At 65.8% G+C, this 22,226-nt stretch carries 15 protein-coding genes; 12 read left to right on the plus strand and 3 right to left on the minus strand.

Translation table 11 applies throughout. From position 1 onward, the window contains the following. Positions 1-62 precede the first annotated feature (62 nt). Positions 63-815 carry a phosphoglyceromutase gene (locus QNN99_RS16265; protein ID WP_229968038.1) on the plus strand — a complete coding sequence of 251 codons (753 nt, stop codon included), beginning with the start codon at positions 63-65 and terminating at the stop codon, positions 813-815. A 93-nt stretch (positions 816-908) separates the two neighbouring features. On the opposite strand, the gene phoU is transcribed toward QNN99_RS16265, so the two are convergent. After that, a complete protein-coding gene (gene phoU / locus QNN99_RS16270; protein ID WP_229968040.1) occupies positions 909-1,571 on the minus strand; it encodes a phosphate signaling complex protein PhoU in 663 nt (220 codons plus the stop codon). 183 nt (positions 1,572-1,754) lie between these two features. On the opposite strand from phoU, the gene QNN99_RS16275 reads away from it, so the two are divergent. Together QNN99_RS16275 and QNN99_RS16280 are read left to right on the plus strand one after the other, a co-directional pair. Beyond that, positions 1,755-2,987 (plus strand): sensor histidine kinase, encoded by a 1,233-nt coding sequence (locus tag QNN99_RS16275; RefSeq protein ID WP_229968042.1) that lies wholly within the window; start codon positions 1,755-1,757, stop codon positions 2,985-2,987. Next, positions 2,984-3,664 carry a winged helix-turn-helix domain-containing protein gene (locus tag QNN99_RS16280; RefSeq protein ID WP_229968045.1) on the plus strand — a complete coding sequence of 227 codons (681 nt, stop codon included), beginning with the start codon at positions 2,984-2,986 and terminating at the stop codon, positions 3,662-3,664. Before QNN99_RS16275 ends, QNN99_RS16280 begins: the two co-directional genes overlap by 4 nt. A gap of 151 nt (positions 3,665-3,815) precedes the next feature. On the opposite strand, the gene QNN99_RS16285 is transcribed toward QNN99_RS16280, so the two are convergent. Next, positions 3,816-4,403, minus strand: coding sequence for a hypothetical protein (locus QNN99_RS16285; RefSeq protein ID WP_229968046.1), 588 nt, complete (start codon positions 4,401-4,403; stop codon positions 3,816-3,818). A 268-nt stretch (positions 4,404-4,671) separates the two neighbouring features. Here QNN99_RS16285 and QNN99_RS16290 point away from each other — a divergent pair, with 268 nt between their 5' ends. The 6 genes from QNN99_RS16290 to glgX all read left to right on the plus strand — a co-directional run bounded on the left by QNN99_RS16290 (position 4,672) and on the right by glgX (position 11,318). Then, complete coding sequence (locus QNN99_RS16290; protein ID WP_104055910.1) at positions 4,672-5,154, plus strand: CarD family transcriptional regulator; 483 nt, start codon at positions 4,672-4,674, stop codon at positions 5,152-5,154. A 120-nt stretch (positions 5,155-5,274) separates the two neighbouring features. Further along, positions 5,275-6,039, plus strand: a complete 765-nt coding sequence (gene ispD / locus QNN99_RS16295) for a 2-C-methyl-D-erythritol 4-phosphate cytidylyltransferase (protein ID WP_229968048.1) — start codon at positions 5,275-5,277, stop codon at positions 6,037-6,039. Positions 6,040-6,042: 3 nt separating this feature from the next. Next, positions 6,043-6,552 (plus strand): 2-C-methyl-D-erythritol 2,4-cyclodiphosphate synthase, encoded by a 510-nt coding sequence (gene ispF, locus QNN99_RS16300; RefSeq protein ID WP_229968050.1) that lies wholly within the window; start codon positions 6,043-6,045, stop codon positions 6,550-6,552. 40 nt (positions 6,553-6,592) lie between these two features. Beyond that, positions 6,593-8,047 carry a cysteine--tRNA ligase gene (gene cysS, locus QNN99_RS16305; protein WP_229968052.1) on the plus strand — a complete coding sequence of 485 codons (1,455 nt, stop codon included), beginning with the start codon at positions 6,593-6,595 and terminating at the stop codon, positions 8,045-8,047. Positions 8,048-8,182: 135 nt separating this feature from the next. After that, positions 8,183-9,178: a 23S rRNA (guanosine(2251)-2'-O)-methyltransferase RlmB gene (gene rlmB, locus QNN99_RS16310; protein WP_229968054.1), complete on the plus strand. Its 996-nt coding sequence runs from the start codon at positions 8,183-8,185 to the stop codon at positions 9,176-9,178. 28 nt (positions 9,179-9,206) lie between these two features. Then, positions 9,207-11,318 (plus strand): glycogen debranching protein GlgX, encoded by a 2,112-nt coding sequence (gene glgX / locus QNN99_RS16315; protein WP_229968056.1) that lies wholly within the window; start codon positions 9,207-9,209, stop codon positions 11,316-11,318. On the opposite strand, the gene glgP is transcribed toward glgX, so the two are convergent. Further along, positions 11,315-13,939, minus strand: a complete 2,625-nt coding sequence (glgP, locus tag QNN99_RS16320) for an alpha-glucan family phosphorylase (RefSeq protein WP_229968058.1) — start codon at positions 13,937-13,939, stop codon at positions 11,315-11,317. The genes glgX and glgP overlap by 4 nt on opposite strands. A 207-nt stretch (positions 13,940-14,146) precedes the next feature. Here glgP and QNN99_RS16325 point away from each other — a divergent pair, with 207 nt between their 5' ends. The 3 genes from QNN99_RS16325 to glgB are packed head-to-tail and all read left to right on the plus strand — an operon-like array spanning position 14,147 to position 21,788. Then, the gene (locus QNN99_RS16325; RefSeq protein ID WP_229968068.1) at positions 14,147-16,198 is read left to right on the plus strand and encodes an alpha-1,4-glucan--maltose-1-phosphate maltosyltransferase; all 2,052 of its coding nucleotides are present in this window, start codon (positions 14,147-14,149) and stop codon (positions 16,196-16,198) included. After that, positions 16,198-17,967 (plus strand): maltose alpha-D-glucosyltransferase, encoded by a 1,770-nt coding sequence (gene treS / locus QNN99_RS16330; RefSeq protein WP_229968060.1) that lies wholly within the window; start codon positions 16,198-16,200, stop codon positions 17,965-17,967. Before QNN99_RS16325 ends, treS begins: the two co-directional genes overlap by 1 nt. Next, complete coding sequence (gene glgB, locus QNN99_RS16335) at positions 17,964-21,788, plus strand: 1,4-alpha-glucan branching protein GlgB (RefSeq protein ID WP_229968062.1); 3,825 nt, start codon at positions 17,964-17,966, stop codon at positions 21,786-21,788. Before treS ends, glgB begins: the two co-directional genes overlap by 4 nt. Positions 21,789-22,226 lie beyond the last annotated feature (438 nt).

Here is a 22,226-nt window from a genome sequence, read left to right on the forward strand (position 1 = left end):
CGGAGCGCCAGGGGCGGTCACCGGCCTGCCCCGGTCCCGGGTCCTCCGTTACCATGACTTATATGACTTACAAACTGATCCTTCTGCGCCATGGCCAGAGCGAATGGAATGAGAAGAACCTGTTCACCGGCTGGGTGGACGTGGATCTGACGGACCTGGGCCGGGCCGAAGCCCTCCGCGGCGGCGAGCTGCTGGTGGAGGCCGACATCCTGCCTGACATCCTCTACACGTCGCGTCTTCAGCGGGCCATCAACACGGCCAACATCGCCCTGGGTGCTGCTGACCGCATCTGGATCGATGTGAAGCGCAGCTGGCGCCTGAATGAGCGTCACTATGGTGCGCTCCAGGGCAAGGACAAGGCACAGACCCTCGCTGAGTACGGTGAAGAACAGTTCATGCTGTGGCGCCGCTCCTACGACACCCCGCCGCCGCCCCTGCCTGACGACAGCGAGTTTTCCCAGGCCCACGATCCCCGGTATGCGGACCTGGCTTCGGACGAGCTGCCCCGCACCGAGTGCCTCAAGGATGTTCTCGAGCGCTTCCTGCCCTACTGGGAGTCCGACATCTCACAGGACATCAAGGCCGGCAAGACGGTCATGATCGCCGCCCACGGCAACTCGCTGCGCGCCCTGGTCAAGCACCTGGACGGCATCAGCGACACGGACATCGCGGCCGTCAACATTCCCACCGGCATTCCGCTGGTTTATGAACTGGACGAGAACCTGAAGCCGGTCAAGGCCGGCGGCACCTACCTGGATCCGGAAGCCGCAGCCGCCTCCATCCAGGCCGTGGCCAACCAGGGCAAGAAGAAGTAAGCTCCCGCACCGGTAAGCACAGCAAAGACTAAGGGCGGCCCCGCGGGGCCGCCCTTAGTCTTTGAAACTCTTTGCTGAACGTGCTGGCGGAACCTAGCGGCTGGACTCCGACATCGGCTGCCACTCGCCGGTGACCAAATAGTTCACCTTGCGCGTCACGGAGACGCCGTGGTCGGCGAAGCGTTCAAAGTAGCGGCTGGCCAGGGTCAGGTCCACGGTGCTGACCGCCGACACCTGCCAATCGGGTGCGGCCACGGCCTTGAAAACACTGGCATGGAGCTCATTGATCCGGGAGTTGCAGGCGTAGATTTCAACGCTCAGGTCCAGATTCCGTGTTTCCAGAAGCTCGGTGAGCAGCTCGGAAATGCGGATGTCCAGGCGGGCCATCTCGCTGAAGGTTTCCACCATGGGATCCGGAACCACGTGCTCGGGGTAGCGGAGGCGGGCCAGCTGGGCGATGTGCCGGGCGAGGTCACCCATCCGTTCCAGCGATGCACTCATCCGCAGGGATCCAACAATCATGCGCAGGTCACTGGCGACCGGCCCCTGCAGGGCGAGGACGTCGATGGCGCGTTCGTCGAGGTCATTCTGGAGGAAATCAATCCGGGCATCGGCGGCGATGACATCCTGCGCCAGCTCGGTGTCAGCACCTTCGAAGGCGAGGGTGGCTTTCTGCATCGCTTCGGTGACGAGCTCGGAAATCTGGGTCAGCTCTTCGCCAATCTGATGAAGCTCGGCTTGGAAAACCTTACGCACTTCGGGTCCTTTCACTTATGCAGCACTCGTCCAACGTCCCTGCAGCTGCTTGTCACGGCCGCATTGGCAGGATTTCAGTTGAGGGTTAACCGTTGGGCATCTTCAGATGAACGTTAGTTTAACGCAGGGACTTATGCCACCGCGGGTCCTCCCGGGTCTCGCCGGTCAGCCTAAGCTAGGAGAGTGAATCCTGTATTGCTGGGCTTGGTTGCCGGGATCCTCGGCCTGGCCGTGGGAGTGTCCGGTGTGCTCGCGTATGTGGCCAGCCGGCATCAGCGCCGGGAGCTGGCCGCCGAAGACGACCCGGCCATCCCTGACGGAGCCGCCGAGGTGCTGGCCGTCATCGGGCGCGCCTACATTGTGGTTGACGCGGTCGACGGCGTGATCCGGGCCAGTCCCGGCGCCTACGCCTTCGGCCTGGTCCGCGGGCACACGCTGGTTCCGCCCGAGCTGCTGGAGATGACGGGCCGCGTTCGCCGCGACGGCGTCATCGAAGAGCGGCAACTGGAGCTGCAGCGCGGCCCGCTGGGCCAGGGCAGCACCATTCTGCAGGTCAGGGTGGCCACCGTGGGGGAGGAATACATCCTCATCCTGGCGGACGACCGCACCGAAATCGCGCGCACCGAGGAAGTCCGCAACGACTTTGTTGCCAACGTGTCGCACGAGCTGAAGACCCCCGTCGGCGCCATCTCACTGCTCGCCGAAGCCCTGGACGACGCTGCCGGAGATGAGGAGGCGGTGCGCCGCTTTGCCGCCAGAATGAGCAAGGAGTCTGCTCGGCTCACGGCCCTGGTGCAGGACATCATCGAACTGTCGCGCCTGCAGAGCACCGACATGGTGGACCGGGCCCGCGAGGTGGACATCAACCAGCTTGTCGCCGACGCCGTCGAAGCCAACCGGCTGCCCGCCGAGAACCGGAACACCACCGTCGTCGTCGGCGGCTCCGTTGAAGGGTCCGTCTACGGGGACGCGAAGATGCTCACCACTGCCTTCCGCAACCTGATCGACAACGCGATCCGCTACGCGCCCGCCGGCAGTCGGGTGGGCGTGGGGCTGCGCTCCCGGGACGGCATGGCGCAGGTGGCCGTCACCGATCAGGGGCCGGGAATCCACCCCGAAGACCAGGAGCGGATCTTCGAACGCTTCTACCGCATCGACAGCGCACGGTCCCGGCACACCGGCGGAACCGGCCTGGGACTGAGCATCGTCAAACATGTGGTGTCCAATCACGGCGGCGAAATAAACCTCTGGTCCCAGCCGGGGCAGGGGTCAACGTTCACCGTGCGGCTGCCGGAAATGGAGTCCGCAGAGACGCCTCCGGCCCGGTTGCAGGACCGCGCCCCGGCAGGGCCCAGATCCAGCAGGGTGTCTCCGCCGGCCGGCGGAGACATACACGAACAAGGAGTCAGCGCTTGAGCAGCATCCTGATTGTCGAAGACGAGGAATCCTTCAGCGATCCTCTGTCCTACCTGCTGGGACGGGAGGGCTTCGACGTCCGCGTGGTGGACAACGGCGCCGACGCCGTCATCGAGTTCGACCGGCACGGCGCAGACCTAATCCTGCTGGACCTGATGCTGCCGGGCCAGCCGGGCACCGAGGTCTGTCGGCAGATCCGCCAGCGCTCCGACGTTCCGGTCATTATGCTGACTGCCCTGGACGGGGAGATCGACAAGGTGGTGGGCCTGGAAATCGGCGCCGACGACTACGTCACCAAGCCGTACAGCTCACGGGAGCTGCTGGCCCGGATCCGGGCTGTTCTTCGGCGTCGCAGCGACGGCGGCGACCTCACGGGGCCCACCGTGGAGGCCGGGCCGGTGCGCATGGACCTGGACCGGCATGTTGTGACCGTCAACGGCGTCGACACCCCGCTGCCCCTGAAGGAGTTCGAGCTGCTGGAGATGCTCCTGCGCAACTCCGGCCGCGTTATGACCCGCGGCCAGCTGATCGAACGGATCTGGGGCGCCGACTACGTGGGTGACACGAAAACCCTCGACGTGCACGTCAAACGCCTGCGCGGAAAGATCGAGCCGGATCCGTCCCTGCCCCGGTACCTGGTGACAGTGCGCGGTCTGGGGTACAAATTTGAAACCTGATCCTGAAACTCACGCATAAGTTCTTCGGCCCACAGGAATGCGGCCCCGAGGAATGCGGCCCACAGAAAGAGGGACCCGGCTGAGCCGGGTCCCTCTACCTGAGTTCGCTGCGGTGATGCGGGCTTCGCGCCGCGCCACCGGCCTGGGCCGGTTAGTGCGACGCGGCCGGTTCCGTCGCCACGCCCGTGTCGGCGCCGGTGTCCTGCTCAGTGTCAGCCTGGTCCGACGGAAGCATGGTGGCCATGTCCGACGGCGTTCCGGCCGGCGTCGGCAGGTACTCGCGGTAGGACTCAAGGGTGCCGTCAACAACGGGAACGTCCAGGTCCACGGTCTCCGTGCCGTTGCTGGCGTCCGCCCGCAGGCCCGTGCCGGGCAGCGTGTCGACGTTGGGAACCGTTACCTCGGAGGAGGGAGTGTCCTCGAAGACCACTTTGTCTCCGGCGCCGATGTTCCACGTCAGCGTGGTTCCGCCCAGGGCCAGTGAAAAGTCCACGGCTTCGGGAGAAGCGTTCACCACGGTGCCGAGCAGACGGCCGGCTTCGCCGTCGCCGTTGCTGACCACCAGGATGTTCCGCAGCTCAACTTCACCGACATTTTCGACGATGCCGTCCGAAGGCGAGTACTCGCGTACCGTTGCCTGCTCGTTCACTGCGCTGCAGCTGGAGACTCCCAGTACGGCCAGCGCAATTACACCGGCGGCAGCAGCTCGCTGCGCACGGTTCTTGGGTGTGAATCTCACAGCACAAAACTCCTGGGGTGTTGCGGTCTCGCGACCTGCGGCTATCTTTTGTGCCTAGCCTATCGGCAAAGAGCCAAAATGTTGGATTTTCATGCCCCCGCGGAGGTATGTGAAAGACACCTCCGCAGAGACATCGCCGCAGGTGGGAATGCGGACCGAGGGCCGAATACTACCTACGCGGGTCACGATCCGGTACCTGACCTGCGAAAACTCTTCTCGGCGTGTCGCGCCCATGGTAAACTGGAGGCTGGGAAAGGGGAAAGTCCACATGGTTTTTGAGGTTGGCGAAACAGTTGTTTATCCTCACCACGGTGCCGCGAAGATCGAAGAGATCAAGATGCGGACCATCAAGGGCGAAGAGAAGATGTATCTCAAGCTTAAGGTGGCACAGGGTGATCTGACCATAGAAGTACCGGCTGAGAACGTCGATCTCGTTGGAGTGCGCGACGTAGTGGGCAAGGAAGGCTTGGAGCACGTGTTTGATGTGCTGCGTGCCGAGCTCACCGAAGAGCCCACCAACTGGTCCCGCCGGTACAAGGCAAACCTGGAGAAGCTTGCGTCCGGTGACGTGGTGAAGGTGGCCGAGGTTGTGCGTGACCTCTGGCGCCGCGACCACGACCGCGGCCTTTCTGCAGGAGAAAAGCGCATGCTCGCAAAAGCCCGCCAGATCCTGATTTCGGAACTGGCACTGGCTGAAAAGACGGACGAAGACCAGGCCGCAGTTGTCCTGGACAAAGTTCTGGCAAGCTAACCGCACGGCGTCATCGAACAAAGCAGCACCACGGCACGCTGCCGGTCCTTCGGGGCCGGCATTTTGTCTTTAAGCAGCCTGCTTTTAACCGGCGCTTTCGCCGGGCACTAGGCTGAAGGGGTGTCTTCAACAGTTTCCCGCGAGCAGCGGATCGGCGTCATCCTCGTAGCAGGCGGATCGGGGCAGCGGCTGGGCTACGGCATCCCCAAGGCCCAGGTGCCGCTGGCCGGCGCCGCCCTCCTTACCCACGCCCTCCGCGGAATCGAGGCCTCCGGGATCGCCGCAGCGATCAGCGTTGCCGTGCCGGCAGGTGACACCGTCATGCGGTCCCTGTGCCGAGATGCCGGGGCCACCGGCACCCTGACCGTGGTCGACGGCGGTGCCACCCGCGCCGATTCCGTCCGGGCCGCCCTGCAGGCCCTTCCTCCGGACCTCGACGCGGTCCTGGTCCATGACGCGGCACGGGCGCTGACGCCGCCGGAGGTCTTCCGGCGGGTGGCTGCCGCGCTGGCGGCCGGCGCCGCCGCTGTCATCCCCGCTGTGGCCGTGACCGACACGGTAAAGACCACGGCAGCCACTGCCCCCGAACAGGCCGGCATGGCCGCGCGCGTGGTCACCGGCACCCCCGACCGCTCCACGCTCCGCGCCGTGCAGACGCCGCAGGGTTTCGACGCCGCCCTGCTGCGCCGCGCCCATCACGCTGCCCGGGAATTCGACGAAGCCCGCGCCGCAGCCGTGACCGACGACGCGATGCTGGCCGAATCACTGGGAACACCGGTGTACGTCGTTGAGGGGTCAGAGCTTTCGCTGAAGATCACCACCCCGCTCGACCTCCTGCTGGCCGAAGCGGTGCTGGCCCGCAATTCCGACAACTCCAAGGACTGACTGATGGCAGCTGTGAACCTTCCCCGCACCGGCGTCGGCGTTGACGTTCACGCCTTCGCGCCCGACGACGCCCCGCGCCCGCTGTGGGTGGCAGGAGTCCTTTGGGACGGCGAGCGCGGCCTGGCCGGCCACTCCGACGGCGACCCGGTGGCCCACGCCGCGGCCGACGCACTGTTCTCCGCAGCCGGACTCGGTGACCTGGGCACCCACTTCGGCACCGACCGGCCCGAATATGCCGGCGCCTCGGGCACCACCCTGTTGGCGGAAGCGGCACGGATCGTCCGCGGTGCGGGATTCGAGATCGGCAACATTGCTGTCCAGCTGATCGGCAACCGGCCCAAGTTCGCGCCGCGCCGCGCCGAAGCCGAAGCAATCCTGAGCGGAGCGGCCCAAGCCCCGGTCAGCGTCTCGGCCACCACCACCGACGGCCTCGGCTTCACCGGCCGCGGCGAGGGCATCGCCGCGGTGGCAACCGCCGTCGTCGTGCGGGTCGAGGGTACCTTTGCGTCATAGAAGGCCCGGCGCGGCTCGGAAGGCGCGATAGCCTAGAGCGGTGAGCTTGAGATTCTATGACACCGCAACTGCGCAGGTCCGCGACTTCGTTCCCCTGAAGGAGGGCGAGGTGAGCCTGTACTACTGCGGCGCCACCGTCCAGGGCATGCCGCACGTGGGCCACATCCGCTCCGCCATTGTGTTCGACCAGCTCACCCGGTGGCTGCAGTGGCGCGGCTTCCGCGTCACCACGGTCCGGAACGTCACCGACATCGACGACAAGATCCTGGCCAAGGCCGCGGACTCGGTGGGCGCCGAATCGTCGGCCGGCGTTGTTCCCGACGAGCCGTGGTGGGCGCTGGCCTACCGCTTTGAGCAGGAATTCGCAGCAGCCTACGACACCCTCGGCGTGCAGCGGCCCACCTACGAGCCCCGCGCCACCGGCCACATTCCGGAAATGCACACGCTCATCAGCCGCCTCATCGACGCCGGCCACGCCTACCCCGCGCTGGACGAGTCCGGCGACGTCTACTTCGATGTCCGGTCCTGGAACAAGTACGGCTCACTGACCCGGCAGAACATTGACGACATGCAGGCAGCGCCCGACGCCGGCCCCCGCGGCAAGCGCGACCCGCGCGACTTTGCGCTGTGGAAGGGCCACAAGGAGGGCGAGCCCGAAACCGCGGCATGGGACAGCCCCTGGGGCAAGGGCCGCCCGGGCTGGCATCTGGAGTGCTCGGCCATGGTCACGAAGTACCTCGGCCCGCAGTTCGACATCCACGGCGGGGGCCTGGACCTGCGCTTCCCGCACCACGAGAACGAGATGGCGCAGTCGCAGGCGGCCGGCGACGGTTTCGCCAATTTCTGGATGCACAACGGCATGGTCACCTTCGAGGGCGAGAAGATGTCCAAATCCATCGGCAACACGGTCAGCCCCGCGGAAATGCTCCGCGAGGCCTCACCGCGAGTGGTGCGCTATTACCTGGGCCAGGCCCACTACCGGTCCGTGCTGGACTACCGGCCCACCTCCCTGCAGGAAGCCGCGGCCGCCGTCGAGCGCATCGACACCTTCATCAGCAAGGCCCGGGCCAGGGTTCACGGCACCGGCGACTCCGGCTTCGTCCCGAGCAGCGGTTCCATGCCGGCGGCCTTCGCCGAGGCGATGGACGATGACCTCAATGTGCCGCAGGCCCTCGCCGTCCTGCACGAAACGGTCCGCGCCGGCAACACGGCACTTGCCGAGGGAAATGTTGCAGCGGCCCGGGAGGCCCTGCACGCGGTGCTCACCATGACCGCGGCACTGGGACTCGACGCCGTGCAGCAGCCCGCACGCTCCGCCGGGCCCGAGCACCGGGCGCTGGACACCTTGATCCAGGCGCAGCTGGAAGAGCGGCGCGCCGCCCGCGCCGCGAAGGACTGGGCCCGCGCCGACGCCATCCGGGATTCACTGGCCGCGGCCGGCATCACAGTGGAGGACACCCCGGACGGGGCCAGCTGGACCCTGGCCGCGGGCTGAACGGAGATCCGGAACCAGGCCCCGGTTAGGGCCTGATTTAGCTTTGGGAGTACACTCCCAACGCGTGTGCAGCGGCGGCCCGGGAGCCTGCGTAAACTAGAAGTAATGCTTTCTTCTAGGTTTAAGGTGTAATCGATGGCCAACAACGGACGTCCCGGCGCAATGCGTAAAGCCAAAAAGGGCCCCAGCGGGGGCACCGGTGGATTGGGCCGCAAGGCTCTTGAGGGTAAAGGACCCACACCCAAGGCTGAAGAGCGCCCCTACCACAAGGCATTCAAGAACAAGCAGCTTGCCGAGCGCTCGGCAGCCAAGCGCGGCGGCGACACCCGCGCAGCCGGTGGCCGCAGCGGCACCAACGTCCGCGGCAAGGTGGCTGAGGAAGTCGTCACCGGCCGCAACTCCGTCGTGGAGGCACTGCGCGCCGGCATCCCCGCCAAGGCCCTGCATGTGGCCGTGCGGATCGACATGGACGACCGCGTCCGCGAATCCCTGAAGATGGCGGCCGACCGCGGCCTGCCCGTCATGGAGACCCACAAGCCCGAGCTGGACCGCATGACCAACGAGGCCGTGCACCAGGGCCTTGTCCTGCAGATCCCGCCGTATGACTACGCCGATCCCATGGACCTGGCCCAGGAAACCATCGAGGCTTGGAGGAAGGGGCACATCCGCAACGCCCCGCTGTTCGTGGCGCTGGACGGCATCACCGACCCGCGCAACCTCGGCGCGATCATCCGCTCCGCATCAGCGTTCAGCGCGCACGGCGTCATCGTGCCGGAACGCCGGGCCGTGGGCATGACCGCCTCCGCCTGGAAGACCAGCGCAGGCGCAGCCGTCCGCGTGCCGGTCGCCCGCGCCGGCAACCTGAACAGTGCGTTGAAGGCCTTCAAGAAAATGGGCATCTTCGTGCTCGGCCTGGATGGCGACGGCGACGTGTCGCTGCCGAACATTGTCCTGGCCAAGGATCCGATCTGCATCGTTGTGGGTTCCGAAGGCAAGGGCCTGTCCCGCCTGGTCCGCGAAAACTGCGACCAGATCGTGTCCATTCCCATCGATTCGGCCATGGAATCGCTGAATGCTTCCATGGCGGTGGGCATCAGCCTGTACGAGATTTCACGGCAGCGTTCCGCCTAAACCGCAGCGGAGCAGTCCGAGAGGCAGCATGGCAGACCTGACCAGTATTCCGCAGGGCCAAGCCGCCGCGCGGCGCGCTTCCCGGCCGTTCCCCTTGGGCGTGAGGACTTCGGTTCCCGGCGTCGATGAAGTGCCGGGAACCGTTAACGTCTCCGTCTATGCGCCGGGGCTTGCCGGCGTCGACGTCTATTTCGAGAAGGCTCCGGGGATCTGGACCTCGGAGCCCCTGGGCGAGTATGTCGCGGGCATCCACCACGGGCGCGTCACGGGCCTGTCCCATGGCGGCCGCTACGGGTTCTGGCCGCAGGGGAAGGAGGTGCCCGGGGAGCCGGGCACCTTCCAGCTGCTGCTGGATCCGTACGGGCGCGGCATTGACGAGATTCCGGTCTCCGGCGACGTGCCGCTGTACTTCTCCGTGCACGTCGACTCCGCTTTTGACTGGGGTTCCTCGCGGCAACCGCACATTCCCTGGCGCGACACCGTCATCTACGAGGCGCACGTCCGCGGACAGACCATGCTCCATCCCGGGATCCCCGAGGAGCTTCGGGGCACGTACGCGGGCTTTGGGCATCCGGTCATGGTGGACTACCTCCAGCGGCTGGGGATTACCTCCGTGGAGCTGCTGCCGGTCCACTTCCACACCGATGAGGAGCACCTGCGGAAGCTGGGACTGGGCAACTACTGGGGCTACAACACCCTGGGCTTCTTCGCGCCGCACGCCGGGTACGCCACCCGGGCCGCGCAGGCCGCCGGCGCCAAGGCCGTGCAGGACGAGTTCAAGGGCATGGTCAAGTCCCTGCACGAGGGCGGCCTCGAGGTTCTCCTGGACGTGGTGTACAACCACACGGCCGAAGGAACCCGGGACCAGCCGCCGCTGAGCTGGCGGGGGCTCGGCGACGAACGCTACTACCGCCACGACGGCGAAGGACGTTACGTCGATACCACCGGCTGCGGCAACACCCTGGACTTCAGTGAGCCGCGGGTCATTCAAATGGCCCTGGACTCGCTGCGCCACTGGGTGCAGGAGTACCAGGTGGACGGTTTCCGGTTCGATTTGGCTCCTGCGCTCTGCCGCGGCGCCGACGGCGCGTTTGACCGGCGGCACCCCTTCCTCATCGCTCTGGCGGCGGACCCCGCGCTGAACGAAATCAAGTTGATTGCCGAACCCTGGGACATTGGGCCGGACGGCTGGCAGACCGGCAACTTCCCGCCGGGCTGGGCTGACTGGAACGACCGGTTCCGGGATACCACCAGGGACTTCTGGCTGCGGGACCAGGCGGCACTGGCAGCCGGCGGCACGGGCGGCTCCGTGGCCCGGATTGCCGGATCGTTGGCCGGTTCCGCCGACCTTTTCGCCGGCTCCGGCCGCACCGCGCTGTCCTCGATTAACCTGGTTACCGCCCACGACGGGTTTACCCTCGCGGACCTCACGGCGTATGAACACAAGCACAACGAGGCCAACGGCGAAGGAAACCGGGACGGAAACAGCGAAAACCGCAGCTACAACCACGGAGCAGAGGGCCCGGCAGCCGACGAACAGATAGCTGTCCGGCGTGCCCAGACCGCACGGAACCTCATGGCCACGCTGCTGATGTCCCTGGGCGTTCCGATGATTACTGCCGGCGACGAGCTGGGACGCACCCAGCAGGGCAACAACAACGCGTACTGCCAGGACGGCCCCCTCACCTGGCTGCACTGGGACCTGGACCCGGAGGCGGAGCGGATGCTGGAGTTCACGCGCACGCTCCTGCGCCTGCGGCAGTATTTCCTGGCCTCCCAGCCGTACCGGTTCCCCGCCGACTCGCGGGGAACCTCGCTGCTCTGGTTCGACGCAGACGGGCAGCCCATGGCGCAGGACAAGTGGCAGGATCCCGGCACCCGGGTGGTCCAGCTGCTGGTCGGCTCGCCTGCCGGGGAGCTCAACGGCCTGTTTGTGCTGAACGGGTCGCTGGAAGACACGGACATCGTCCTGCCGGATGCGCAGGCGCTGCGCGGCTCGGGCGCCGTCCGCGACGAAGACCACTCGTACGAATTGCTGCTCAGCACTGCCGCCGACGCGCAGGCGCGCACCGGTGGACAGCGCCGCGGCGGCGAGAAGGACGTCCTCCCCGCCAACTCCGTCAGCCTCTACCGCGCCTAGGCGTTGGCCACCAGGCCCAGCTCGGCCTTGGAAGCCAGGCCCGGGTGCACCGGGAGGACCCGTACGGTGTAGCCGAAGGGGCCGGCGTGCTCAATGCCGATGGTGCCCGAAAAGAGGTGCCGCCCGGACCCCAGATCCTCCGCCTGGTCCAGTTCCGTGGTGCGGGGGTCGCTGAGCTGGTCGTTTTCCAGCGCCTTGCCGTAGGCCACTTCCACGCTGACGTCCTCCGGGCGCAGGGACCCCAGGGACACGTAGGCCTGCACCGTGAGCTGGTCGCCGATCTGCGGATCGTCGGTGATGCCGATCGAATCCACATGCTCCACCGAAACCCCGGACCAGCCGTCGCGGATCCGGGTGATCCAGGCGGCCAGGTCCTTGGCCGCGGCGAAGTTGTCAGCGGACGCGGCGCGCCCGGACTGCCCGGCCGGGCGGTACAACCGGTTCACATATTCGCGCAGCATGCGGTTCGCCGATACTGCGGGCCCGAGGTCGGCGAGCGTGTGCTTGACCATTTCGAGCCACTCACTCGGCAGGGCCCCGGACGGGGCGTCGGACGGGCCCGCGGCGCCGGCGGAGGCGGGGGGTTCCTTGCCGTAGAACAGGGGCGTGACGGAATTCTCCAACAGGTCATAGAGCGCCGAGGCTTCCAGATCATCGCGCTGGTCCGGGTCGTACATCTCCCGGGTGTACGCACCCTTGGTGGGATTCGCCGAGGGGATGGCCCAACCGTTGTCGCCGTCGAACATTTCGTCCCACCAGCCGTCCAGGACGGAAAGGTTCAGGCCGCCGTTGATCGCTGACTTCATGCCGGAGGTGCCGGAGGCCTCCAGCGGCCGCAGCGGATTATTCAGCCAGACGTCACAGCCCGGGAACAGGGTGCGGGCCATGGCGATGTCGTAGTTGGGTAGGAACACGATCCGGTGCCGCACCTCGGGATCGTCAGTGAACCGGACGAGGTCCTGGATCATCCGCTTCCCCTGTTCATCGGCAGGATGCGACTTGCCCGCGACCACCACTTGGATGGGATGCGTGGGATGCAGCAGCAGCGCCTTCAGCCGGACGGGATCCCGCAGCATCAGGGTCAGGCGCTTGTAGGTGGGGACGCGGCGGGCAAATCCAATGGTCAGGACGTCGGGGTCCAGGACGTTCTCGGTCCACGCCAGCTCGGGGTTAGTGGCCCCGCGCTTGCGCCATGCGGACCGCACCCGCCGCCGGACGTCGGTTATCAGGTTCGAGCGCAGGCGCCGGCGCAGATCCCACAGGTCCTGGTCGCTGATCTCGTAGGCGCGGCTCCAGTCGCGGTCGTGGACCGTTTCCACGCCGAACTTTTCCCTGGCCAGCTTGGTCAGCTCGGGATCCACCCAGGACGGCACGTGCACGCCGTTGGTGACGGACGTGATCGGAACCTCCGCGACGTCGAACCCCGGCCACAGGCCGGAGAACATGTCCCGGGAAACTTCTCCGTGAAGCTTGGCCACGCCGTTGGCCCGCTGCGCCAGGCGCAGCCCCATTACCGCCATGTTGAACTTGGCCGGGTCTCCGCCCGAGTACGTTTCGGCTCCCAGCCCCAGCACCTTGTCCGTGGGCACTGACTGCGCGAGGCCGGCGCTGAAGAAATGCCGGATCTGGGCCTGGTCAAAGCGGTCGATGCCGGCCGGAACGGGTGTGTGGGTGGTGAACACGGTGTTGGAGCGGCTGACCGTCAGGGCTTCCTCCCAGCCCATGCCGTTGTCCATGAGTTCCCGGATCCGCTCGACGCCCAGGAATCCGGCGTGGCCCTCGTTGGTGTGGAAAACTTCCGGTGCGGGGCTTCCGGACAGCCGTTCATGCACCCGCAGCGCCTTGATTCCGCCCATGCCCAGCAGCAATTCCTGCTGCAGCCGGTGATCGCCGCCGCCGCCGTACAGCCGGTCGGTGATGCCGCGGGCGGCGTCGTCATTTCCGGTCACATCCGAATCCAGCAGCAGCAGGGGAACGCGTCCGACGTCGGCCCGCCAGATCTGCGCGGAAAGCCGCCGGTTGTTGGGCAGGGGAAGGCTCACGCGGGCCGGCGTGCCGTCTTCTTCACGGAGCAGGGTCAGCGGCAGGCCGTTGGGGTCCAGGACGGGGTACGTCTCGAGCTGCCACCCGTCGCGGGACAGCGCCTGCTTGAAGTATCCGGCCTGGTAGAGCAGCCCGACGGCGACCAGCGGCACACCCAGATCCGAAGCGGCTTTCAAGTGGTCGCCGGCGAGGATGCCCAGACCGCCGGAATACTGCGGCAGCACGGCGCTGATGCCGTATTCCGGGGAGAAGTAGGCGATGGACCTGGGGGCGTCGTCACCGAGGGTCTGATACCAGCGGGGATCATCCAGATAGGTGTCAAGATCGGCGCCAAGGGCTTGGATCCGTTCCACCATGCCGGCGTCGCTCGCCATTCGCTCCAGGCTGGCGCGGCTGACGGAACCGAGGAACTTAACCGGATCCCGGCCGCTCGCCTGCCAGGCAGCGGGATCCAGGTCGGCGAAAAGCCGCGTGGTGGGCTCATGCCAAGACCACCGCAGGTTAGAGGCCAGCTTGCTCAGCGGGGCAATGCTGTCGGGGAGGACTGTCCGGACGGTAAACCTTCGAATTGCCTTCACCCGGATTACGGTAGCGCAAACCCCAGGCCAAAAGGGATGCTTGAGCGAAAGAAACAGCGAAATGACATCCAGGCCCGCAAGCTCCGCAGGGGCCGCGGAATAAACGCAATACACTGCACCACCGGCGCAAAAACACCGGAAAGTACGTTGGCTTAGCAATCTGCCCCGATTATCGCTAACGTCTAGTCTGTGACCAGTTCCAGTGCGATGCCATCCAAAGACCTGTCCGCCGAGGAACTCCGGTTCGGCCGGATTCCCATCATCAATGTGACCCCGGTGGTGGAATGCGGCCGCATCCCGGCCAAAGCCATTCCCGGAGAAGACCTCGTAGTAGGGGCCACGGTGTTCCGTGAGGGCCACGACCTTGTGGGAGTCAGCGCCGTCCTCTATGACCCCGAAGGCCGGGAAGTGCAACGGGTCCGCTTGGATCCCGTGGGAATCGGCCTGGACCGCTGGGGCGGCTTGCTGCGGCCGGAAAGCACCGGCGACTGGAGTTTCGCCGTCGAAGGCTGGGCCGATCTGTACGGCACCTGGCACCACAATGCCGAAGTGAAGATCAACGCCGGCGTGGACGTGGAACTGATGCTCGCCGAAGGCGCGGCACTTTTTGAGTCAGCTGCAGCGCAGCGCGGGTCAGGCGACGGACGCAGTGAAGGCGACGCCGCAGTGCTGGCCGCCGCCGGCGCGGCGCTCGCAGACTCCACGCTGCCCGTTGAGGAACGTTTTGCCGCTGCCGCAACCGATGCCGTGCTGGCCGCCCTGAGCCGGGAACCGCTCCGGGACCTGGTGACGAGCAGCCCGCGCTATCCCATCCGAGTGGAACGCGAGCTGGCCGGGCGCGGCGCCTGGTACGAGTTCTTTCCCCGCTCCGAAGGCGCCATCCAGGACCCCGCCACCCGCGAGTGGACCTCGGGGACGTTCCGGACGGCGGCGCGCAGCCTGGAACGGGTTGCCGGCATGGGCTTCGACGTCATCTACCTGCCTCCGGTCCATCCCATCGGCACCACCCACCGGAAGGGGCCGAACAACACCCTGGTCGCCGGGCCGCTGGATCCGGGCTCGCCCTGGGCCATCGGCTCGCCTGAAGGCGGGCACGACGCCATCCACCCTGATCTGGGCACCTTCGCCGACTTCGATGCCTTCGTGGACACCGCACGCGAGCTCAACCTCGAAGTGGCCATTGACCTGGCGCTGCAGGCCTCCCCGGACCACCCGTGGGTCAGCAGCCATCCGGAGTGGTTCACCACACGCGTGGACGGCTCGATCGCGTACGCCGAGAACCCGCCGAAGAAGTATCAGGACATCTATCCGCTGAACTTCGACAACGATTACACCGGGCTGTCGGAGGAAATACTCCGCATCGTGCTGATGTGGATCGGGCACGGAGTCAAGATCTTCCGCGTCGACAACCCGCACACCAAACCGCTGAAGTTCTGGGAGTGGTTGATCAAGTCGGTCAACGACAAGCATCCTGACGTGATTTTCCTGGCCGAGGCCTTCACCCGCCCGGCGGTCATGCACGCCCTGGGCATGGCCGGCTTCCAGCAGTCCTACACGTACTTCACCTGGCGCAACACCCGCCAGGAACTGGAGGAGTACTTCACCGAGGTCTCGTCGGAAACGGCGGCATTCTTCCGGCCGAACTTCTTCGTGAACACCCCTGACATCCTGACCGAGTTCCTGCAGTACGGCGGACCCGGCGCATTCAAGATCCGCGCCGTTCTGGCCTCCACCGCCAGCCCGCTGTGGGGAATGTACGCCGGCTATGAGCTGTACGAACACGTGGCCCGCCCCGGCGCCGAGGAGTACATCGACAATGAGAAGTTCGAGTACAAGCAGCGGGACTTCGCCGGCGCCATCGCCGAGGGTCGCAGCCTGGTTCCCTACATCACGCGGCTCAATGATATCCGCCGCTTCCACCCGGCGCTCGGGGACCTGCAGAACCTGACAGTGCATTCCAGCACCGACGAAGCCACAGTGGTCTATTCCAAACACAAACAGGTCCGCCCCGCGGACCCGTCGAGTCGGGATACCCTGATCATCGTAGTCAACACCGACCCCCACAGCGCCCGGGAATGCACGGTCTCCCTGGACCTGGCAGCCCTGCACCTGAACCCTGAAGACTTCAACGAGGACGGCACGTTCTGGGTGGATGACCTCATCAGCGGTCAAAGCTGGCGCTGGGGAGCCGAAAACTATGTCCGGCTTGACGCCCATTTCGAGCCCGCCCACATCCTGTCAATCCGGAGGAACTCCTAGTGCCCAACCCGTTTCAGCTGCACGCACCCGGTCTCACCAATGACCCGCATTGGTACCGCAAGGCGGTTTTCTACGAGGTGCTGGTCCGCGGCTTCTCGGACGCCAACGGAGACGGCTCCGGCGATTTCACCGGCCTGATCGACAAGCTTGACTACCTGCAGTGGCTGGGCGTGGACTGCCTCTGGCTGCCTCCGTTCTTCAAGTCGCCGCTGCGCGACGGCGGCTATGACATCTCCGACTACTACGACGTCCTGGACGAGTTCGGCACCATCAGCGACTTCAAGCGGCTGGTGGCAGAAGCCCACGCCCGCGGCGTCCGGGTCATCATCGACCTGCCGCTGAACCACACCTCCGACAAGCATCCCTGGTTCGAGGAGTCCCGCAATGACCCGGAAGGCCCGTACGGGGACTTCTACGTCTGGTCGGACACCGACCAGAAGTACGAAGACGCACGGATCATCTTCGTGGACACCGAAGAGTCCAACTGGGCCTTCGACCCTGTGCGGCGCCAGTTCTACTGGCACCGGTTCTTCAGCCACCAGCCGGACCTGAACTTCGAGAACCCCAAGGTCGTGGAGGCGATTTTCGACGTCGTCCGGTTCTGGCTCGACCAGGGCATCGACGGTTTCCGCGCCGATGCGATCCCGTACCTGTTTGAAGAAGACGGCACCAACTGCGAGAACCTGCCGGCCACCCACCGGTTCCTCAAGGACCTGCGCACAATGGTGGACGAGAACTACCCCGGCCGCGTGATCGTCGCCGAGGCCAACCAGATGCCGCACGAAGTCGTGGAGTACTTCGGCGACGAAACCGGAGCGGAATGCCACATGGCCTTCCACTTCCCGATCATGCCCCGCCTGTTCTACGCGCTGCGCGACCAGAAGGCCGCCCCCATTGTGCAGACGATGGAGGAAACCCCGGCGATTCCGGCAGGGGCCCAGTGGGGCACCTTCCTGCGCAACCATGACGAGCTGACGCTGGAGATGGTGACCAACGAGGAACGCCAGGCGATGCTCGGCTGGTATGCCCCGGATTCGCGCATGCGGGCCAACATCGGTATCCGCCGCCGGCTGGCTCCGCTGCTGGACAACTCGCGGTCGGAAATCGAACTCATCCACGCACTGCTGCTCTCGCTGCCGGGAAGTCCCTTCCTGTACTACGGTGACGAGCTGGGCATGGGCGACAACATCTGGCTCGAGGACCGTGATTCGTCCCGCACGCCCATGCAGTGGAACCCCGACCGCAACGCCGGATTCTCCACCGCCGACCCCGGCAAGCTGTACCTGCCGGTGGTGCAGTCGCTGGTTTACCACTACAACCACGTGAACGTTGAAGCGCAGCTGGCCAGCTCCAGCTCGCTCCTGCACTGGATCCGGCAGATGATCATGGTGCGCCGGACGCATCCCGCGTTCGGTTTGGGCTCCTACCGGAACGTTCCCACCGAAGCCGAATCGGTGCTGGCGTTCCTGCGCGAGCTGCCGGCGGACAACCCCGAGGGCGAGGTCGGGGAAGTCATGTTCTGCATCTTCAACCTGTCCCAGCACCCCGTTTCCGCCACGGTAAGCCTGCCGGAATTTGCCGGCCGGGGCCTGCGCGACGCGTTCGGCGGAACTCCGTTCCCCGCCTTCGGCGCAGACGGTTCGGTAACCCTGACCCTGGGCAGCCACGACTTCTACTGGCTGCGGCTGCGTTCGCCGAAATCCAACATGTCCTCGCCCGCAACTGAAGCGATTCCCCTGATTCCCATTTCGGAGGCAGTGAAAAAATGACCAAGCTGACGCCGTCCCTGCCTGAACTGCTGACAGCGTGGCTTCCGGAGCAGCGCTGGTTCCCTGCGAAGGGCCGGGACGTCACCCTGGACCGGGTGGGCGGCATCCGGCTGGAAGATCCCGCCGGCCTGGTGGAGCTGGAGGTTCACCTCATTGCCGTCAGCTCGGGCCAGCGCACCGACATCGTCAGTGTTCCCGTCAGTTATCACGGCGCACCGGTTCCGGAGCTGGCCGCCTCCCTGCTGGGGCGGGCGCAGCACCAGGAACTCGGGGAGCGCTGGCTGTACGACGGCGCCGCCGACCCGGTGTTCGTGACTGCATGGCTGGAGCTGATGCGCACCCAGTCGGCGACCGTCGACGGGCACACGCACGGCGTCGCGCTGGGCGGCTTTGAACAGTGGCCGCCGTTTGCGGAAACCGTTCCCGCCAAGTTGATGAAGGGCGAGCAGTCGAACACCTCGGTGGTGGTTCCCGTCGAACCCAGCCAACTGATCGTGAAGTTCTACCGCGTCCTGGCCGCGGGCGTGAGCCCGGACGTCGAGGTCAGCGCGAAACTGACGGCCGCGGGCTCCCGCGATGTGCCGGCCACCCTGGGCTGGGTCACCGGCAGCTGGCGCGATCCGCTGGCGGACGACGGCGATACCTGGGTCACCGGGCACCTGAGCGTGCTGCGGGAGTTCATTCCCAACAGTGAAGACGCCTGGCGCACCGCCTCCGCGGCTGCGCTGAATACGTCCGATTTCACCGCCGAGGCGGAAGAACTCGGAGCGGTGACCGGCCGGATTCACCGCCAGTTGGCGCAGGCCTTCGGCAGCCAGCCGCCCAGCGCCGCAGAGCGCTCCGAGTTCCTGGAGTCCCTGGGCAACCGCATCCGGTGGGCCTGGAAGGAAGCCCGGAGCTACGTGGGGGAGTACGACGAACCGTTGGAGTATCTGCTCCGGCAGATCGCCGGTCTCGAGACACTGCCCAACCTCCAGCGCATCCATGCCGATTACCATCTGGGCCAGGTCCTGAAATCCGGCAGCCACGGCTGGATGGTCCTGGATTTCGAGGGCGAGCCGCTGCGGCCGGCCGAGGAGCGCAGCGTCCCGGACGTTCCCCTGCGTGACGTGGTGGGCATGCTCCGTTCCATCGACTACGCCGCCGGTGTATCGCTCGTTGAGGGCGCCGCTGCGGACGACGGGGGCGCTGCGTCCGGGTCCCGCAAGCAGCAGCGCCGAGACCTCGAGGCCGCGCGCTGGGCTGCGACGGCCTCTGAGGCGTTCCTGCGCGGTTATGAGAAGGAAACCGGCACGCAGATCAACCGCAGCGATCCGCTGTACCTGGCCCTTTGGCTCGACAAGGCCCTCTACGAAGTTGTTTATGAAATCCGCAACCGTCCCGATTGGATCCGTGTGCCCGTTGCTGCCGTGCGGCAGATTCTCGAACAGGCACGCAAGCAGGCCTACGGGACGAGCAGGCAGGAAGAAGATTCAGTGAATAAGACCCCGCAGCCCGATCCCGAGACGAACCCCACCACGGACCCCGTCTCGCCCGCGCGCCCCGATGCTGCGGAGGGAACCACGGAACCCGTGTTGCCCGCCCAGCCGGATGGCGCCGTCGTTCCCGCTGCCGCAAGTGCGGCGCCGGCACACCGTAACCCGCTGCCCGTCCCGTCAGATGTCCTGCAGGCGGTTTCCGAAGGCCGGTATTACCAGCCGCATGCGATTCTTGGCGCCCATCTCGACGACCAGGGCCTGGTAACCATCCGTACCCTGCGCCCGCTCGCCAAGGCGGTCACTGCCGTGACACCCGCGGGGCGGATCCGGCTGGAACACGAACACAACGGCATTTGGGTGGGCACGCTTCCCGCGGAACGGCCCGGCCAGGTTCCCGACTACCGGCTCGAAGTCACGTATGAAGGACTGGAACCCCAGCTCTTCGACGACCCCTACCGATTCCTGCCTTCCTTGGGAGAAATCGACCTGCACCTCATTGGTGAGGGCCGGCACGAGAAGCTGTGGACGGTGCTCGGTGCCAACCTGCACCATTACAAGTCGATTCTCGGCAACATCGACGGCGTCAGTTTCGCGGTGTGGGCGCCAAACGCCCAGGCAGTGCGTGTCAAGGGCGATTTCAATGGCTGGGACGGGACGATTAATGCGATGCGTTCACTCGGCGGATCCGGTGTCTGGGAGATTTTCATTCCCGACGTCCGCCCCGGTGCCCGGTACAAGTACGAAATCCTTGGCAGCGACGGGATCTGGCGGGAAAAGGCCGACCCCATGGCGCAGGGCACGGAAACGCCGCCGCTGACCGGTTCACGGGTCGTTGAGTCCACTTACGTTTTCCAGGACAGCGAGTGGATGGAAGCCCGCGCAGCCCGCGACCCCCACAACGCGCCGATGAGCGTTTACGAAGTTCATTTGGGGTCCTGGCGCCTGGGCCTGGACTACCGCCAGTTGGCTGACCAGCTGACGGAGTACGTGACGTGGCAGGGATTCACCCACGTGGAGTTCATGCCCGTGGCCGAGCATCCGTTCGGCGGGTCCTGGGGCTACCAGATCACTTCCTATTTCGCTCCGACCGCTCGGTTCGGGCACCCGGACGATTTCCGCTACCTGGTGGACAAACTGCATCAGGCCGGCATCGGAGTCATCCTGGACTGGGTCCCCGGCCACTTCCCCAAGGACGAATGGGCGCTGGCGAAATTCGACGGCCAGACGCTCTACGAGCACGGCGACCCGTTCCGCGGAGAGCAGCCCGACTGGGGAACGCTGGTCTTCGACTTCGGCCGCCGCGAGGTGCGCAACTTCCTCGTGGCCAACGCGATCTACTGGCTGGAGGAGTTCCACATAGACGGGCTCCGGGTGGATGCCGTGGCGTCCATGCTCTACCTGGACTACTCGCGGCCGGAAGGCCAGTGGAGCCCCAACATTTACGGTGGGCGGGAAAACCTCGAGGCCATTTCCTTCCTCCAGGAAGTCAATGCCACCGCCTACCGCAGGGTGCCCGGCATCGTCATGATCGCCGAGGAATCCACTGCATTCCCGGGAGTGACTCAGCCCACCAGCAGCGGCGGACTCGGCTTTGGTTTGAAATGGAACATGGGCTGGATGCACGACACCTTGGAGTACATGTCCGAGGACCCCATCAACCGGATGTATCACCACGCCAAGCTCACGTTCTCCCTGGTCTACGCCTACACGGAGAACTTCCTGCTGCCGATCAGCCACGACGAGGTTGTGCACGGCAAGGGCTCCCTGCTGCGCAAGATGCCCGGCGACCGCTGGCAGCAGCTGGCCAACCTGCGCGCCTACCTGGCCTTCCAGTGGGCGCATCCGGGCAAGCAGCTGATCTTCATGGGGACCGAATTCGGCCAGGAAGCCGAATGGTCCGAGCAGTACGGCCTGGACTGGTACCTGACGGATACGCCGCAGCATAAGGGCGTGCAGCTGCTCGTGCGGCAGCTCAACGAGATTTACCGGAACACTCCGGCCCTGTTTGACCGCGACAACGAGCCGGCAGGGTTCCAGTGGATCAACGAGAACGACGGCGCCCTCAACGCGCTGTCATTCATCCGGTACGACCACCAGGGCAACCCGCTGGTGTGCATCGCGAACTTCGCCGGCACTCCGCACGAGAACTTCCGGCTCGGCCTGCCCTGGGCCGGCGAATGGGTGGAGGCGCTCAACACTGACGCCGCGGAATTTGGCGGCTCAGGGGTTGGAAACATGGGAGTGGTGACCGCCGTGGAAGGCGCCTGCAACGGGCAGCCCGCCTCCGCCACACTGACCGTTCCTCCCTTGGGCGTGCTGTATCTGAAGCCGAAGGGCGTCTAACCGAGCGCCGAACCTACGGCTGGCCACGCGCCGGTCATCAGCTCCGCAGCGGAGCGCGATCCTCGCCGGCCCCCGAACAACCTTCGGGGGCCGGCGGGGGTGTCCCCGAAATCGTGCTAGAGTTAATACCCGCGCTGATCGAGGCAACGAGAACAGCTGAGCGTCACGGAGCTTAGGCTTCACCCGGTTCGCCGGACGGACGAACAGCCGTTTTGACAGCTGCAGATCAGGGCGGTAAGATTGAAAAGTTGCTCCGGAGCGACGCAGAGCGGAAGGTCCCCTGGATCTGAGCCTGCCGGTGCCGGAAGCAGTCTGTTGTTTGAGAACTCAATAGTGTGCCAAGTTTATTGATACCAATTATTTTAATTGGTTGAACTGGTTCTTCCGCCCACCCCGTGGGTTGGGAGGACTTTTTTAGCTGGTTTCGAATTTAGTGCA

The sequence above is a fragment of the Arthrobacter sp. zg.Y820 genome (assembly GCF_030125555.1).
In the GTDB taxonomy this organism is placed as follows: domain Bacteria; phylum Actinomycetota; class Actinomycetes; order Actinomycetales; family Micrococcaceae; genus Arthrobacter_B.

Bases quoted from the DNA above. Each gene is read 5' to 3' on its own strand.
- QNN99_RS16265 (WP_229968038.1), top strand. From the start codon at position 63: ATGACTTACAAACTGATCCTTCTGCGCCATGGCCAGAGCGAATGGAAT.
- QNN99_RS16290 (WP_104055910.1), top strand. From the start codon at position 4,672: ATGGTTTTTGAGGTTGGCGAAACAGTTGTTTATCCTCACCACGGTGCC.
- ispF (WP_229968050.1), top strand. From the start codon at position 6,043: ATGGCAGCTGTGAACCTTCCCCGCACCGGCGTCGGCGTTGACGTTCAC.
- rlmB (WP_229968054.1), top strand. From the start codon at position 8,183: ATGGCCAACAACGGACGTCCCGGCGCAATGCGTAAAGCCAAAAAGGGC.
- glgX (WP_229968056.1), top strand. From the start codon at position 9,207: ATGGCAGACCTGACCAGTATTCCGCAGGGCCAAGCCGCCGCGCGGCGC.
- QNN99_RS16325 (WP_229968068.1), top strand. From the start codon at position 14,147: ATGCCATCCAAAGACCTGTCCGCCGAGGAACTCCGGTTCGGCCGGATT.
- glgB (WP_229968062.1), top strand. From the start codon at position 17,964: ATGACCAAGCTGACGCCGTCCCTGCCTGAACTGCTGACAGCGTGGCTT.